At 33.1% G+C, this 16045-nt stretch carries 17 protein-coding genes; 4 read left to right on the top strand and 13 right to left on the bottom strand.

All coding sequences use genetic code 11. From position 1 onward, the window contains the following. Positions 1 to 117 precede the first annotated feature (117 nt). The 4 genes from ytpR to pepA are packed head-to-tail and all read right to left on the bottom strand — an operon-like array spanning position 118 to position 2669. Positions 118 to 726: a YtpR family tRNA-binding protein gene (ytpR, locus tag J7E16_RS01205; protein ID WP_214887764.1), complete on the bottom strand. Its 609-nt coding sequence runs from the start codon at positions 724 to 726 to the stop codon at positions 118 to 120. Beyond that, positions 719 to 1213 carry a universal stress protein gene (locus J7E16_RS01210; protein WP_214887766.1) on the bottom strand — a complete coding sequence of 165 codons (495 nt, stop codon included), beginning with the start codon at positions 1211 to 1213 and terminating at the stop codon, positions 719 to 721. Before J7E16_RS01210 ends, ytpR begins: the two co-directional genes overlap by 8 nt. Before the next feature lie 34 nt (positions 1214 to 1247). Further along, on the bottom strand, positions 1248 to 1529 hold the full coding sequence (locus J7E16_RS01215; protein WP_214887980.1) for a thioredoxin family protein: 282 nt from the start codon (positions 1527 to 1529) through the stop codon (positions 1248 to 1250). A gap of 60 nt (positions 1530 to 1589) precedes the next feature. Then, complete coding sequence (pepA, locus tag J7E16_RS01220) at positions 1590 to 2669, bottom strand: glutamyl aminopeptidase (RefSeq protein ID WP_214887770.1); 1080 nt, start codon at positions 2667 to 2669, stop codon at positions 1590 to 1592. A gap of 176 nt (positions 2670 to 2845) precedes the next feature. On the opposite strand from pepA, the gene J7E16_RS01225 reads away from it, so the two are divergent. Beyond that, entirely contained in the window at positions 2846 to 3184 is a 339-nt protein-coding gene (locus J7E16_RS01225) for a PepSY domain-containing protein (RefSeq protein ID WP_214887774.1), read from the top strand. A gap of 53 nt (positions 3185 to 3237) precedes the next feature. Here the strand turns inward: J7E16_RS01225 and trmB are convergent, their stop codons facing one another. The 5 genes from trmB to J7E16_RS01250 all read right to left on the bottom strand — a co-directional run bounded on the left by trmB (position 3238) and on the right by J7E16_RS01250 (position 8149). Next, positions 3238 to 3882, bottom strand: a complete 645-nt coding sequence (gene trmB / locus J7E16_RS01230; protein ID WP_214887776.1) for a tRNA (guanosine(46)-N7)-methyltransferase TrmB — start codon at positions 3880 to 3882, stop codon at positions 3238 to 3240. 122 nt (positions 3883 to 4004) lie between these two features. After that, positions 4005 to 4805, bottom strand: coding sequence for a phosphotransferase family protein (locus tag J7E16_RS01235; RefSeq protein ID WP_214887779.1), 801 nt, complete (start codon positions 4803 to 4805; stop codon positions 4005 to 4007). Positions 4806 to 5220: 415 nt separating this feature from the next. Further along, positions 5221 to 6081, bottom strand: a complete 861-nt coding sequence (gene dat / locus J7E16_RS01240; protein WP_214887782.1) for a D-amino-acid transaminase — start codon at positions 6079 to 6081, stop codon at positions 5221 to 5223. 107 nt (positions 6082 to 6188) lie between these two features. Further along, positions 6189 to 7415 (bottom strand): ABC transporter permease, encoded by a 1227-nt coding sequence (locus tag J7E16_RS01245; protein WP_214887786.1) that lies wholly within the window; start codon positions 7413 to 7415, stop codon positions 6189 to 6191. Further along, positions 7412 to 8149: an ABC transporter ATP-binding protein gene (locus tag J7E16_RS01250; protein WP_214887789.1), complete on the bottom strand. Its 738-nt coding sequence runs from the start codon at positions 8147 to 8149 to the stop codon at positions 7412 to 7414. The genes J7E16_RS01245 and J7E16_RS01250 overlap by 4 nt, the downstream gene beginning before the upstream one ends. Before the next feature lie 194 nt (positions 8150 to 8343). Between J7E16_RS01250 and J7E16_RS01255 the strand changes: the two genes are divergently transcribed. The 3 genes from J7E16_RS01255 to J7E16_RS01265 all read left to right on the top strand — a co-directional run bounded on the left by J7E16_RS01255 (position 8344) and on the right by J7E16_RS01265 (position 10336). After that, positions 8344 to 8775, top strand: coding sequence for an HIT family protein (locus tag J7E16_RS01255; protein ID WP_214887792.1), 432 nt, complete (start codon positions 8344 to 8346; stop codon positions 8773 to 8775). Further along, positions 8775 to 9122, top strand: a complete 348-nt coding sequence (locus J7E16_RS01260; protein ID WP_034548006.1) for a YtxH domain-containing protein — start codon at positions 8775 to 8777, stop codon at positions 9120 to 9122. The genes J7E16_RS01255 and J7E16_RS01260 overlap by 1 nt, the downstream gene beginning before the upstream one ends. Positions 9123 to 9394: 272 nt before the next feature. Next, positions 9395 to 10336 carry a peptidylprolyl isomerase gene (locus tag J7E16_RS01265; protein WP_214887794.1) on the top strand — a complete coding sequence of 314 codons (942 nt, stop codon included), beginning with the start codon at positions 9395 to 9397 and terminating at the stop codon, positions 10334 to 10336. Positions 10337 to 10434: 98 nt separating this feature from the next. Here J7E16_RS01265 and J7E16_RS01270 read toward each other — a convergent pair whose 3' ends face one another. The 4 genes from J7E16_RS01270 to J7E16_RS01285 all read right to left on the bottom strand — a co-directional run bounded on the left by J7E16_RS01270 (position 10435) and on the right by J7E16_RS01285 (position 15971). After that, positions 10435 to 11400: a 3'-5' exoribonuclease YhaM family protein gene (locus J7E16_RS01270; RefSeq protein ID WP_214887799.1), complete on the bottom strand. Its 966-nt coding sequence runs from the start codon at positions 11398 to 11400 to the stop codon at positions 10435 to 10437. 34 nt (positions 11401 to 11434) lie between these two features. Further along, positions 11435 to 14281 carry an ATP-binding protein gene (locus tag J7E16_RS01275; RefSeq protein ID WP_353049846.1) on the bottom strand — a complete coding sequence of 949 codons (2847 nt, stop codon included), beginning with the start codon at positions 14279 to 14281 and terminating at the stop codon, positions 11435 to 11437. Continuing rightward, positions 14262 to 15506 carry a metallophosphoesterase family protein gene (locus tag J7E16_RS01280; RefSeq protein WP_214887802.1) on the bottom strand — a complete coding sequence of 415 codons (1245 nt, stop codon included), beginning with the start codon at positions 15504 to 15506 and terminating at the stop codon, positions 14262 to 14264. Before J7E16_RS01280 ends, J7E16_RS01275 begins: the two co-directional genes overlap by 20 nt. Before the next feature lie 120 nt (positions 15507 to 15626). Next, positions 15627 to 15971: a YlbF/YmcA family competence regulator gene (locus J7E16_RS01285; protein WP_214887806.1), complete on the bottom strand. Its 345-nt coding sequence runs from the start codon at positions 15969 to 15971 to the stop codon at positions 15627 to 15629. Positions 15972 to 16045: the final 74 nt, after the last annotated feature.

The raw sequence follows: 16045 nt of genomic DNA on the forward strand, positions 1-16045 counted from the left end.
TACAATATTCTTTCAATTTACTCATAAAAAAAGACATTATAAAAAGCTATCTTTCAAAAAATACATTTCTATTTTTTGAAAGATAGCTTTTCAAGTCTTTTTATAGACTAATTCGAGTTAATTTATTTGAAATATTTCACCTGTGGTAACAGAATCTGGCAGAACTAAAATACCTTTTTCCCCTGAAGTATTTTTCACATTCAATTCTTGAGCTGAACAAATCATACCATGACTCGGCTCTCCTCTTAACTCGCCATCCCAGATAGCCATCCCGTTAGGCATCATAGCACCCACTTTGGCAACTACAACTTTTTGGCCTTGAGCAATATTTGGTGCTCCACAAACGATTTGAAGAATCTCCCCATTATCTACCTCAGTTTGTGTAATTGATAAATGATCTGAATCGGGATGTGGAACACATTCTTTCACTTCACCGATAACAAACTTGGGGGATTGCTCCGTTTCTAAAACATCAGAGAATCCCGCAGAAATAATCGCTTCATTTATTTTTTTTGCTTGTTCTTCAGTCAGGCTAACTTGTCCAGTTCTAACATCAATTAAATTTGAACAATTAAAAAAATTATATCCAACTGTTTGATTTGTCTCTTCTTTAAAAATTCGAACGATATCATTTTGTTTTTCAAAATTTTGTTCTTTAGATTCACTAGTATCTAACATGACAATAAGTGTATCCCCAATACCTTCTTTATTATAAATGCTAATCATTATTATCTTCCTCATCTTGTGTTTTATTTCTTACTATTAAGACATCACATGGAGCATTGCGAATTATATATTCACTTACACTGCCCATCATCCATCTTTCAACAACATTCAAACCTGTTTGTCCAACCACGATTAAATCAATATGGTATTCATCAGGTATTTCTTTTGCTAGAATGATTTTTGGCTTTCCTTGTGCCATAATTGCTTGAACGTTTTCTATGTTATATTCTTTAGCTTTTAGTTTGTGTTCTTCTAACATTTTTCCCATTCTTTTCCTATCAATATCTATTACTGTTGCATCTAGCGCACTTATCCCTACATTGTCTATCATCCCTAAAGCATAGGCATTCACATCAAATACATGAGCAATAATCAATTCGCCCTTGTTTCTTTCGGCTATCTTAACGGCCTTAGTAAATGCATTTTCTGAAGATTCACTTCCGTCTAGTGCAATCAAGATACGTTGGTATTGTTGTGTATCTAACATAATAACATCTCCTTTTATTTTTTTAGGTAATCAATCAAAGGGTAGCTATAAATTTTTGTATTTCTTCTTTCGTTTTACGGTTTTTACTTACGAAGCGTCCAGCCTCTTCTCCGTTTTCAAATGCCACAAAACTTGGTATTCCATAAATTGATAAATCACCGCATAAATCAATAAATTTATCACGATCGACTTCTACAAAATCGATTTCAGAATGATTTTCGATAATTTCAGGCATAACGGGTTTGATAAATTGACAATCTCCGCACCAATCTGCTGTAAAGAAGAAAATCACCTTTCTTGTGCTTTCTTTACTCATTATATAAAATTCTTCAATCGTACTTAATAATTCCAATTTATTTCCCCTTTCTATTTCTAATTAATTATTTTTCATTATTGTTTCAAATGCACTTCGATCTAGCGTACGGGCAACTTGAATGACCATTTCTTTTGCAGCAGCATAATCATCAATGTGAAAAACGGTTTGATGAGTATGGATATAACGAGCACAGACTCCGATGACTGCACTTGGTACTCCATTGTTCATTTGGTGAGCTGCTCCAGCATCTGTGCCGCCTTTAGAAACAAAATATTGATAGGGGATATTATGTGTTGCTGCAGTATCGAGTAAAAACTCGCGCATTCCTTTTAGCGTAATCATTCCTGGATCTTGGATCCTTAATAAGAAACCTTCTCCAAGATGGCCAAATTTAGTTTCATCTCCTGTTAAATCATCTGCAGGTGAACAGTCTACAGCGAAAAATAAATTAGGTTTGAATTGGTGAACAGCACCTTTCGCTCCACGTAAACCTACTTCTTCTTGAACATTAGCACCGGCAATCAGGGTGTTTGGCAATTCTTCACCATGTAATTCTTTTAAAGCTTCGAGAACAACTGTCGTTCCATAACGATTATCCCATGCTTTACTTAAGATTTTCTTGCCATTCGCCATTTTAACTGTTTCAACTGATGGAACAATTGCGTCACCTGGACGAACACCAAAAGACTCGGCTTCTTCTTTAGAATCAAAACCAGCATCAAATAAAATATCAGCGATATCTAATTTATTATTCTTACCATCTTTATCTCTTAATAAGTGTGGTGGAACAGATGAAGAGACGCATGGATAATCTCCTTTAGCTGTTTGAAGAGTGAATCGTTGTGCCGATACAACGTATGGATTCCAACCGCCTAATGGAACCACTCTAAACAAACCCTGTTTTGAAATACTAGCTACCATGAAACCAACTTCATCCATATGAGCCGCTAACATGATTTTTGGTGCATTTTCAACTTTACTTTTACGTATCCCAAAAATACCTCCAAGTCCATCTTGTACGACTTCATCTACTAAAGGAGTTATTTCTTTACGCATAATTTCTCGTATGCGTTGTTCAAATCCACTTGTCCCTTGCGCTTCGGTTAATTTCTTTATCAAATCAAATGTTTTATCTTCCATTATTGTCTACCCACATAGTTTTTTTGTTGCTGCCTATGTGATCTATCCCCCTTATAAGCTTTATTTATTCCATTATACCTTAAATCATGCTAATTTTAATTGGGAATGCTTTAATTTCATTTATTTTTAAACATGGTATACTATAAAAAAATATATTAAATAGGGGAGTTTATCATATGGCTTGTAAAACTAAAGAAACAACACCTTATATTTTAGCTAGCGGCTTACTTTTTGGAGCAGGATTAACCTGTGGTTATTTTCTTCATAAGCTAATCACTAAAAAGAAAACCATCCATGGAGACACCATTTTAAAATACGTTAAACAGTTATTTTTAAAAGAAGGCCCAATAGAAGGCTCTTGGATCGAGTTGCAAAAAGTCCCTTTACAAAGATTCGCTCTTAAAACTGATGTTTATTATGGTGGTATTTCAAGAATTGAAGAAGACCAATTGATTCAATATGAATTCATTGCGGATGCTTACACTGGAAGCATTTTAGATTTATACCGTGTCTAACATAAAAAGCGTTAAAACAAGAAAATCTTCTTGTTTTAACGCTTTTTTTTACTTTATTTTTTAGGGAATTTCGCAACTACGCGATAAATTCGACTGCCGCGAGAAGAAAATTTCTCTTCATACTCAGTCATAACATTCCCTTCAAAATCACTTTCATGCAAATTTAGCCATACTTGTTCAAGTATCATACCATATTTTGAGAAACTAACTAAAGAATATTCGAATAATCCCTGATTATCTGTTTTAAAATGGATCTCTCCTTCAGGAACAAGAATTTTTTCGTAGCTTTCTAAAAAGCTTTTATACATTAACCGTCTTTTTTCATGACGTTTTTTTGGCCACGGATCAGAAAAATTCAAGTAAACTTGATCAACTTCTCCTTCTGCAAAATATTGTGTCACTGAACCTCCATTAACATGCAGCAATTGAAGATTTGGCAATTTTTCTTCAACCAATCTGTCTAACGCAACAACTATGACACTCATTTGAATTTCAATACCAATATAATTGATTTCTGGATGCAGCTTTGCCATTTCAGTAATAAAACGTCCTTTGCCTGTACCAACTTCTATATGGATTGGACGGTCATTGTCAAATCTTTCTTGCCATTTACCTACCCAATTATCGGGTTGTTCTGGTATATATTGAGGGAATTCAGCAATTTTTTGTGGTGCATTTGGTTTATGTCTTAAACGCATGTCTTAATTCTCCATTCTGTTTGTCTGTTTATTTTTGCATTACTCTTTTCACCGTTTTACATAGAAAAATCCTCTTCAAAAACAGAAAGAGGATTTAAATAACTGCAAGAAACTTCTAAGTTTTATCTTTTCTCAAAAAAATTCTTCCCTTGATAAAGACTTTGTAACATGATGATATCCTTATTCATTTCATGAAACCAAGTGTCTTGATGGTGTTTTTTTGTTTGAAGCAAATAATTCATTAAAGCATACCATACTATACGGTTTTTTAACTCTTCAGTCATTTCCGTATCATAATGTTCTAACCAGTCTACCCAACTATCTTTTGAGACATATTGGCAAAGTAACATGCTTACATCCATAGCTGGATCGCAAAGCATAGCAGAATCCCAATCGACTAAATAAAGTCGATTTTGATCTGATAGAAGCCAATTCTTCCGGTAAATATCTCCATGACAGACTTTTGTTTCAACTGTGCTCATTAAATCTACTTCACTTTTTAATTTTTTTAAGATAACTGATAATAAAGGATGATCTTGTAGATCTAATGATAGTTTTTCTTCATATTTTTGAATTAACTGTTTTGGTGTAACAACTTCGCCGCCTACACGGGCGAGCATTCTTCTTAATGTCGCAGAATTATGTATTCGACCAATGAGTTTTGCTACCTCTGGTGAAGACATTTCTTTCTTTGTAAGAACTCTTCCATTCAACCACTCTTGAGCGGTCAGCACATCGCCATTGCCAATACGTTTCGTCCACATTAACCTTGGAGTAATTCCTTCAACAGATAATGCAGCTAAAAAAGGTGAAGAATTTCGCTTTAAAAAAAGCTTTTCTTCTGCCCTTGTACCCATATAAGCTTGACCAGTGTCACCACCAACGGGATGCAACTTCCATCCAGAATCTATTTCAAAATCCATACCGAATCATTCCTTGCTTTATATTCTGAAACATTTCTACACAGACATGAAAAGCAGAACGGGATCGTAAAGTCCTTTTCGAAAAACAAAAAGCTTAGACCCGTCAAACTAATAGAACTAAATTCTTATTTAGTCTACCTGCAACTTAAGACAAAAAAAGGATAGATATCACAAAAGACATCTATCTTTCTGTTCCTTTTCTATTTTAGATAGATTTTCTTGATACGTCAAGCGTATATACGTTCTTTTTCTACAAATACTTATTTGATTTTCTAACAACTGATGGTACGAACCCACAGAAGCAGTTTTCGACGTATTTTATTTCATATTTCTAAATTTTTATTTTTATTAAATTATAATTTTTTCATAAAAAATCAGCCAAACAGAATATTTGGCTGATTATCTTAGTTGTTTTCTATCTTATTTTTCCACACTGTTCTTCTACAGCATCTACATATAATTGTTGCAGTCTTTCTACTACTGATCCGCGTTTTCCTTGTCCTACAGGATTCCCATCTATAAAGGTTATCGGCATTGCTTCCATAGTAGTACTAGATGCAAATACTTCATCTGCTTTCTTCAGATCCTCAATAGTAAAAGCTTCTTCTTTAACGGATAGTCCTGCTTCTCGAGCAACCTTTAACAACATTATTTTGGTAATACCCGGTAAAACAAGATTTCCATCTGGGTGAGTATAAATCGTATTATCTTTGATCATCCAAACATTTGAAGAGGAGCATTCTGTAACTACTCCATCACGATGAAGGATCGCTTCGTCCCCACCCTTTTTATGCGCCTCATGCTTAGCCATAATATTTCCAAGCAAACTGATCGACTTAATATCGCATCTCAGCCATCGCATATCAGGTACGGTAAAAGCAGACATTCCTCGATCCATTTTTTCTTGATCTCGCGGAACAATTGTAGTTGTAGCTGTAAAAACTGACGGAACTAACTCAGGATCAGGATATGAATGATTTCTTGGAATCCCAATACCTCTAGTTAATTGCATGTATATATTGCCAATATCGATATTGTTTACTTCGATCAATTTGGTTAACAACTGTTTCAATTTCTCTTTTGTGAAGGGTAAAATCAAATCGATTTTTTCAGCACTGGAAAATAATCGATCTACGTGTTCATTTAAAGTGAAAAATTCACCATTATAAGCTCGTACAACATCATAGATCCCATCCGCAAATTGGTAGCCTCTATCTTCCATATCGATCTTAACTTCACTACGTTCAACGATTTCATTGTTCCAAATTACTTTCATTTTTTTTACCTCTTTCTTCAAACTAAATAGATTTATTTTTTTTCTATCATATCAAAAAAAAGTGCATTACGCATTTGAAATTTTAACTGATTGTCTTATTTGCTCTACTATTGCTGTGATTTCATCATTTTATTTATTCGAATAGGCAAATAAAATTGGCAAAATCCTAAATTGAAAACTACGCTACTTATCAATAAGACAAGCACTTCTATAAATGATAAGTGTATAGCAGATGTAGCGGTAATCAATAATCCTTCGAACATCATTAATAATGACAATAGTTTTTTAAGTGATTGAAGTTTATCATTTTGTTTTATAGGATATAACACAGCTGACGATAAGTTATCAAAATGAAAATATAACGGCAATAATTGAAAACCTGTTAAATACAAAAAGATTGCTGTGAAGAAAACACTTAATATGAAGGAACTGCCTAAACCACTAAGTAACATAGCAATCCCAACTAAACGAATGTACAAGCCACTGTATTCAGTACCTCTCAAAAAGGCTCTAGCATAGAGATAGTAAAATACATTGCTCTTGTTTTTTTGGATCTTTTTCAAAAAACCATCCAAGTAAGCCCTTCTTTTAACAGAACCTTTTAATGCTGGAATATCTGTAAATAAGTTAATAAATTGGTAAATTCTTTTCATTCTATTCGATTCATCTTTTAGCATCTTTTCCCATTGATAGGTTTGAGCATTACTTTTTCGACTGAGTGCTGCTCGATAACTTACAGTCACAACAACAGCTCCTACTAGTCCCATTATAGGACTGATTAAAAGAGCAAAGCCCGACACAATAAAATAAATCCCGAATAAAAGAAGGCGTATTTTGATCCACTCTTTTGATTCTTTTATTTTTAAATTTAGAACTTGAGCGTTGAGATCTGTTTCCTTTAAAATAATTAACATTAGAACAAAATAAAACATATCGGAAAACGCAAAGCCAGACATTGCAACTAGTAATGGCATTAACACACCAACAGTTACTATAATGATAAAACTAGGCAGCCACAAACTTCTCCATTTTGCTTGTTCAAAATACGCTCCCATAGCTTCTTCTTTAGGCAGCATAAATACAGCATCAGCTGCTTGAATAATTGTAGCTAACTTTCCAATACTTAGTACTCCTGTAAAAATAATTATTCCTATTAATTGACCTTTTACATCATAAGACGTTATTGTTTTCAAATAATTTGAATAGGCGTATCCCATAGCCCCGACTAAAAATAAACAAACAATTACAAAATGATCATTAAATATATACTTTAAATATTTCATCATTTTCTTTTGGTGTTGTCTAACTCGTCGCTTCCATAATTCTATCATCATTTGCTATCCTCTTCTTTTGTTAATTGAATATATAGTTCATCTAACGTTGCATTTGGCATGTTAAAAGTCATTCGCAAATCTTCAAGAGTACCTTCAGCTTTAACTTTACCATCATGCAATAAAACAAATCCATCACACTGTCTTTCAGCCGTCGCTAAAATATGAGTAGACATCAAAATAGAAGCTCCCTGTTTTTTCATCTCTTCCATTAATTCCAAAAGCGCATTAATACCTAGTGGATCTAAACCTACAAAAGGTTCATCTATAATGTATAAGCTTGGTTCTACCAAAAAGGCGCAAAGAATCATAACTTTTTGCTTCATTCCTTTAGAAAAATTAGCTGGAAACCATTCTACTTTATTTTCCAATCTAAATTTTTTTAATAATTTTTTTGCACGCTCATGAGCAATTTCAATTGGTATATCATAAGCCATTGCTGTAATTTCAATGTGTTCTTTTAATGTGAGTTCTTCATATAAAACAGGCGTTTCAGGGATGAACCCAAATTTTTTCCGGTAGGCTTCTTTATCCTTACCTAGTGTCAAACCGTCTATATTGATTTCCCCTTTTTGAGGTTGCAAAAGTCCAATAATATGTTTTATTGTCGTACTTTTACCAGCCCCATTTAAGCCAATCAACCCAATCAATTTTCCATCACCTACTTCAAACGATACCTCTTTTAATACAGGAATTTGGCTATAGCCTCCTGTGATATTTGATACTTTTAAACTCATAATTATTTTAGTCCCTTCTGCACAAGTTATTGTAGTTATTGTACCATAAGAATTGGAGAGAATCTTTTCTCTTTTAATGCGTTACTGTTTCACTTTCTTTAACTTTTATGATACATTTATTAAACAAGAGAACCTATTTCTCTGTTCACTTTACCTTATATATAAAGATTTAATAGTAGAAAGAAGGATACTAAATGACAGATTGTATTTTTTGCAAAATTATCAATAATGAAATACCAAGCAGAAAAATTTATGAAGATGATGATGTAGTAGCCTTTTTAGATATTACTCAAGTTACACCCGGTCATACACTAGTGGTCCCAAAAAAACATGTATCCGATATTTTTGAAGTCGATGAAGTTTTAGCAGCTACTGTTGCTGGTAAGATCCCAAAAATTGCAAAAGCAATCAAGAAATCCAATCCTAAAATCAAAGGAATGAATATTATAAATAATAATGGTAAAGTAGCTTACCAATCTGTTTTCCATTCACATATACATATCTTGCCTCGTTTTGATGAGCAAGATGATTTTTCTATTCACTTCGGTGATCATTCTAAAAATTTCACATCTGAAGAATTAGATAGCATAGCGTTAACAATAAAAAGCAAATTGGAGGGGTATTAATGTCTAAACACTTTATGAATGGCCTATTTTTAGGAGCTGCTGCTGGAGGAATTTACGGTCTACTTAAATCTCCACATACTGGTAAAGAAAACAGAGTTGTATTAAAATCTTATATCGATGACACGACGGTACTCGTAAATGATGTTTCAAAAAGTGTCAATGACTTAAAAGGAGCTATTGCTCAATTAACAAATGAAGGAAAAACACTGGCTGAAGAATTTACACAGGATATAAAAGAATCTGTTGATGAATTTTCATATGAAGCTGAGCCTCGTATGCACCGCATCCAAGAACATACTGAAAAGTTAACAGCTGATATGGAAGATTTAACCCAAAGTATGAAATAAAGTAGCACTATTGTATTATTTTTTAGTCGGATTGGGATATTAGTCTCAATCTTTTTTTCGTCTCCTGATGCAATTCTGGTCCAATTTATGAAAAAATCTCATGATCATCTGCGATTTATTCAGGTTTATGATTTTTGTGTGATTTTTAATTGACTTTAAATTAAATATTGGAATTTTAGTTTTTTTTATGCAAATGAGTATGGTATATTTATAGCTGTTATTATGAAAAATTTATTTTTACAGTAAATCAAAAGAAATGGATGTGTTAAGGAATGAAAAAATCATTACTAGTTACAATTACTATCCTAGCAGGACTTACAATTGCAGGATGTTCTGATAGTACTGTTGCATCTTCAACTGCAGGAAAAATCACGGAAGACGATTTTTATGAAGCAATGAAAGAAACTGTTGGAACAAGCATGTTGCAACAATTAATTATAGAAGATGTTTTAACAGATCTATATGGTGACGTTGTTACAGATGAAGTAGTAGATAAACAATATACTACTGAAGAAAAAGCTATGGGTGGAGCTGATGCATTTGAAAATATTATGCTACAACAAGGTTACACCCCCGATAATTATAAAGATACGATCCGTTTAAATCTTTTAATTGAAGAAGCAGTAAAAGACAAAACTAAATTATCTGAAGAAGAAATAAAAGCCGCTTATGATGCTTATACACCTGCAGTCACTGCAGCTCATATTCTTGTAGAGGATGAAGAAACAGCAAAAGACCTTATTACTCAATTAAATGATGGTGCTGATTTCGCAGAACTTGCTACTGAAAATTCAACAGATACTGCTAGTGCAGCTAATGGCGGAGAAGTGACTTTCTCATCCGGTGAAATGGTTGCTGAATTTGAAGAAGCCGCATTTGCTTTAAAAGAAGGCGAAATAACAACTGAACCAGTTGCTACAGAGTACGGTTACCATATTATCAAAATGATCGAAAAACCTGAAAAAGGAACACTTGAAGAAGAAACAGATACAATCGAAGATCAATTATTAACAACTAAATTAGCTGATAGTGCATATATTCAAGAAGTTATTTCAGGAATTATGCAAGATGCTAACATTATCATCGAAGATAAAGACTTGTCTACTGCAATGGACACTTACTTGGTAACTGAAGAAGAGTCTGCTACTGAAGAGTCTGCTACTGAAGAGCCTGCTACTGAAGAGTCTGCTACTGAAGAGTCTGCTACTGAATAATCAGTCAGGTCTTTGGCCGCTCAATGAAACAATCAATTATATTAAATAAGCAAAAAGGGTTTAGGACTAATGTCCTAAACCCTTTTTGCTTTAGCTATTTAATTTTCATTTGCCTTTTCAGATTCCTTAGGCTTATAAAAAGAACGATTATCTAAACCAAAAATTCTCTCTGTAAACAAACCTGGTTCTGTTCTACTCAACGTAGAATTCAACATAGTGATAGTCGCATCCAAATTATCGATCATAAATAAAATTTCAGCTTCTCTTAACTTTGGTCTGACTGGTGAACCATATTCAAGTTGTCCATGATGGGCTAAAACCATATGTTTTAAAAGGAGTACGTCTTCATTTTTTTCATCAATCTTAAGTGCCATACATGCTTTTGTGATTTCTTCATCTACTATAACAATATGCCCTAAAAGATTTCCTTCTAGAGTATATTCAGTAGCGATTGCTCCAGAAAGTTCAATAATTTTACCTAAGTCATGCAAGATAACTCCCGAATAAAGTAAAGGTTTATTGATTTCTTCGTATTGATCGGCTAACGTTTTCGCAATCCTTAACATTGATATAGTATGAAAAGCTAACCCACCAGTAAAAGCATGATGGAACCTTTTTGCTGCTGGATGCTGAAAGAAAGATTTTTGATATTGATTTAATAAATAACGTACAATACGATTCATGTTAGCATTCGTTATTTCAAATAAGGTATCATTTATTTCTTCCATCATATCTTCTTTTTTTAATGGGGCCCTTTCAACATACAAATCTGGATTATCTGAATCGCCTGATTTTATTACTGAAATTTTAAACACTTTGATTTGAGGGTTTCCTTGGTATAATTCTCGTTTTCCTGAAACCTTCACAACTTTTCCAGCAGTAAAGGCAGCAATATCTCCCTCTGGTGCGTCCCAGTATTTACCATCCATTTGACCACTTTTATCTTGAAATGTAAAAGCAATAAATTTTTTACCATTTTTTGCAACCCTAATATCTGCCGATTTAATTAATAGATAGATTTCAAATGTCTCATCGTTCGTATACTCAAATAATTTTTTTTCCATTCGAATCCCTCTTTCTATTCAAAACTTTTCTTTATTATAACATTTCTACCTGTTCTTTTCGAAAAATATCTGTAACAGATTCATCAAATGTAAAATAAAACACCTGCACATCTTCACTAATTTTTTCTAACAGTTGGTACATCTCTTTTTTACGTTGTTTATCAAAATTCACAAAACCATCATCGACCAATAATGGCAATTGAATTAAGTCGCTAGCATTTTTTACAAATGAAAAACGTAAAGCGACATAGAGTTGTTCAGCCGTTGCTTGAGACAGTTCAAAAGCTTCGAATAAAGTACCATCTTTACGTTGAACCGTAATTGCCTGATCTTTTAGGAAGACCTTCTCATAATTACCTTGTGTTAAGATATTGAAAAAATATGTGGTATCTCGAATAGTAGCTGGGAAACGATCTTTCCTGGCTTTAGTTAATGTTCGCTCAACGAGTTCAGCCGCTATCTTGTATTTAGTCCATTCATCGACTAGCGTTTGTATTTCGCTTTTTAAATTAGCGTATTCTTGCAATAATTCAGAATACGCTCCACCAACTTCTAGATTTTTCAAAGCGACGTCTATTTTAATTTTTTTGTTTAATTTACTTTCAATTGTTTCTTTTAAGTGTTGAAGTTTAATTTTCATACTTTGAATACTTTCCAGTAAAGCAGCCTTGTCGCGATACGTTTCGAGTAACTCACTGTACTCGCCAACTTGCTGTTCTAATAGATTTAATCGAGCTATTTTTTTTGTAAGTTCTTCATTTAAAACATATTTCTTACGAAATTCCTCTTCAGTTTTTGCTTTAACAGAATGTAACAGACGGATACGTTTTTGTTCAAATTCTTTTTGTTGCATAATAAATTGTTCAATATATTGGTGTACTGCTTTTTGCTGTTTTGCACTAGTTCTGATTCTTTCTTCATCAGCTGTAGCTTCTTTGAAAAAATGTTTTATTCCTTCAATCAACTGTTCATGGTTAGTCCAATCAACAAAAATTACAGGTTCCAAGTAAGTGACTTTCTCTTTCCAAATAGCAACTCTTTTTTCTTTTTTTCTTAATTGTTTTTGTTTTTCATGTATGCTGCTAGCTTTTTCTCTTATCCCTTCAAAGACATCAACTTCTTGTACTAATTCTTTTATTAAATAATGTGATGGATAACCATATTCCTGTTTCAATAATCGAAATTCATTTTCATTATTGGCTTTTTCACTCTCAGTTTTTTCACTTTGAGCCTGTTTTTCATTTGATTCAAGAATCACTTGATCAATTTCTGCAAGCTTTTCTCTCCATTGTTTTCGAATCTCCGTTTGCTGAATATATTCTTCAAATGAATATGAAGACTCTCTAATTTCTTCTATTTTATTCACAATTCCACTCTTTTTAACCATTGACCATATACTGTATAAAACTGATCCTAAACCGGCTGCTACGAGAATCAAACCAATTTCATTAGAAAGATATTGACCTAATACGCTTATAAGCAATCCAACTATCAATCTAACAAGATTTTTTTTGCTTAATGGCCTTACTGTTTTCTTTGCTACTTTAGTATCCGCACGTTGGTCAAGATTACTTTTTTCTAATTGATCATTTACTTCTTGATAAGTTTGATTATTCCATAATCGTTTTTCTAATTTATCAAGTTGATCTCCTAATGATTCTTGCTGAAAATTCAAAAATGCTATGCGCTCAGTTAACTGTTTTTCTCTTAAAATAACTTGATTTTGTTTATCTTGTAATCGATTTAATTTATTTCGACAGTCTTCAGTTAGAACAGCAGGTATATCTTGCTGCTCTTGCAGTCCTAATTGTTGCTTTTCACGTAAAAATTGATGTCGAGTCTCTAAAAGGTTTTTTTTAATAAACTCTGCCTCTTGTAACGTTGCTTGGATATCATCTAACTCATGCATCAATGAAGCAATTTCATCCCTATGTTCAATCAAGACTTTCAGCAGTCGTGTTTCTTCAGTCTTGTTATTAAGATAATTCAGTCTTTCTTGTTGCTGATTAATGGTTAATTTTAGTTGATTAATTTCTTGATTATAGTGGTTCAGCTGATATAATCCATCTTTAGGCAGTTCCACAGTCTGTTCTTTATTTATTTGACGCTGAATATCTTGCATTTCACTAAAAAGTATCCAGTTAACTTCTAATTGGTTTAACTTAATCAATTTATCTTCGTAGTGCGTTCGTTGTTCTCTTAAGCTAACTAACCTTTTTTCTAAATCATCTTTTTCAAGAAGCCAATCCATGTACTGACTGTTTTTTTCTTTAGCTATTTTCATTTGTTTTCTTTTTGATTCAACTTCAGCCATTTTTTTATTAATAACCGTCACTCGTCCATTAGGTTTAAATAACTTGCTTGCTTCTGTTTGAAACTTATCTGCAACCTTTAATAACTGCTCGTTTCCAATTGTTCCTACACTTAAAAAATAGCGATTTAATTTTTCACGATTTAATTGTTGTACTTTTTGAAGGCCAGCTAGGTTAAAAGAAAATAAAGCTTGATACGTTGCTTTATCCAATCCAGATAAGATTTTTTCAAGATATTCTTCTCCACCCGTTTCCCCGTTAGCAAAAGTTATTGTTACGTTTCCATTAGCCTTTCCTCTCACGCGTTCAATTTGGACATCCCCATATTGTGTTCCAGTTAAAAAGAGCCTTCCACCATACTGGCTGCTGCTTTTAGGCTCGTATCTTAACTCAGAACTTATTTTAGAAGGGAAACCAAAAAGAATGCTATGAACAAATGACATAATGGTTGTTTTTCCTGCTTCATTTTTCCCATAGAATAATTGCAACTTATTTATATTGTCAATTTTATAATCTACCCATTTTCCATAGCCATATATCTCAATTGATTCAATCTTCAAGGTTATCACTTCTTTCAAATCCTAGTTGATTACGGACCAATTCTATAGCTTCCAGTACAATCTTTTTCCGATACTGTTCTTCACGCGTTTGTACAACGTCTTCCATTCCTGGAAAATCAAAAAGAGCATTGGTTGAATCGTTAAATAAGTCCTCTTTTTCAATTTCACTCTGAACTTTATTCCATTCATCTGGAAAGAGCTTCTGGATGGCTGGTATCTGATTCTCAACTATTGTTTGCAACTCTATCTTGTGGACCCAAACAAAAGTATCTGTTTTCGAGATTTGCTGCAGAGCTTCCAGTAACTCACCCTGCTTAATTTTCTTTATAACCCCTTCGAGTAACTGTTCATTGTCCGTTAAATGGATTGAAAGAAAAAGACTGTGATCCTCATTTTTTTGTTCTTCAATAGTTGTTCTCAATGCTTTATAGACTTCATCTAAATTTTTCATTTCTTTGACAGAGAGTTCAATGGTTCTCCATTGAATTGCTGCAGTAGAACAAAATTCAGCTGCCACACCAGATTCGGTCAACTTTACTAATTCAAATCCTTTTTCTCCACTTTCTTTGCTGCTTCTTCCTTGAGTATTTCCAGGATAAATAATCGGAGGGTTTTCACCTAATTGCTGTCTTTTATGAATATGACCCAAAGCCCAATAATCATATTTTTTGCTTCTTAACTCAGATAATGTGAAAGGAGCGTAATTTCCATGTTCTGAATTTGATCCTTCTGAGAAGCCATGTAATAATCCTATATGATAAGTTGCTCGTGGATGTTTTTCAGGGTAATCTTTGATTTTCCTTTCAAGAACCCATCTTTTATCATAACTAAAACCAGTGATGGCAATTTGTTCATCTTCCTTAGTAGTAAACCATTTTGTTTCCACCATTTCATTAAATAAAACAACATTTTCTGGCATGTCTAAATGCAATCCAGTATTTTCTATGTAATCATGATTGCCATGCAATAGATAAACTGGTATTTTCATTTTATTTAACCGTTCCATTTCATTTCGCAAATAAGCTTGAGCTTTAACACTTCGTTCATCATTATCATAAATATCGCCAACTAAACAGACAAAATCCACGTTTTTTTGAATCGCTTTATCCACTATTTTAGTTAAAGCTGAAAATGTAGATAGATAAATAGCATTCCAAATAAATTCGGGTAAAGTTTTTAAGCCTATAAAAGGGCTGTCTAAATGTAAATCAGCTGCATGAATAAATTTAACCATTTTGGTCATTCATCTCCTTTCTCATATATTCCATTTAAAAGGGCACATACGTTCCGTTAACACCAGAAAAAAAGAACTCACCACTCTTTATAATAGTGAGTTCTTTTTGATCATTCATCTTTATCCTTGGTATACATCTTGAACAGGTTTCATAATGATACGGTTTAAGTCTTCAATCAATGTGCTTAAACGTTGTTCAGACTCCATTAGCGCCTTGATAACTTCATTATCACCAGAAGTTTGAGCTAAGTTTTGAGCTTCAGTAATTTCCTCTTCAGTAATTTGTTCGCCTGCCATTTGTTTTTGTTGTAATTTCATTTGAACTTCTTGAAAATCATGGTACATTTTGCTGGCTGATTCATCTTTTTTCACTTCACCAAAAGCTGCTACTAATGTAACATATTCTTCACTATCTCTTAATTCTTTTTCTAAATTATTAGCTGTATCATAAATATTTGTACTCATAATAAACTTCACTCTCCAATTCGAATTTTGTTCTCATCCTAACTAACTATATCATTTTATACATTTTTTTTCCA

The sequence above is a fragment of the Carnobacterium sp. ISL-102 genome, from assembly GCF_018612935.1.
In the GTDB taxonomy this organism is placed as follows: domain Bacteria; phylum Bacillota; class Bacilli; order Lactobacillales; family Carnobacteriaceae; genus Carnobacterium_B; species Carnobacterium_B alterfunditum.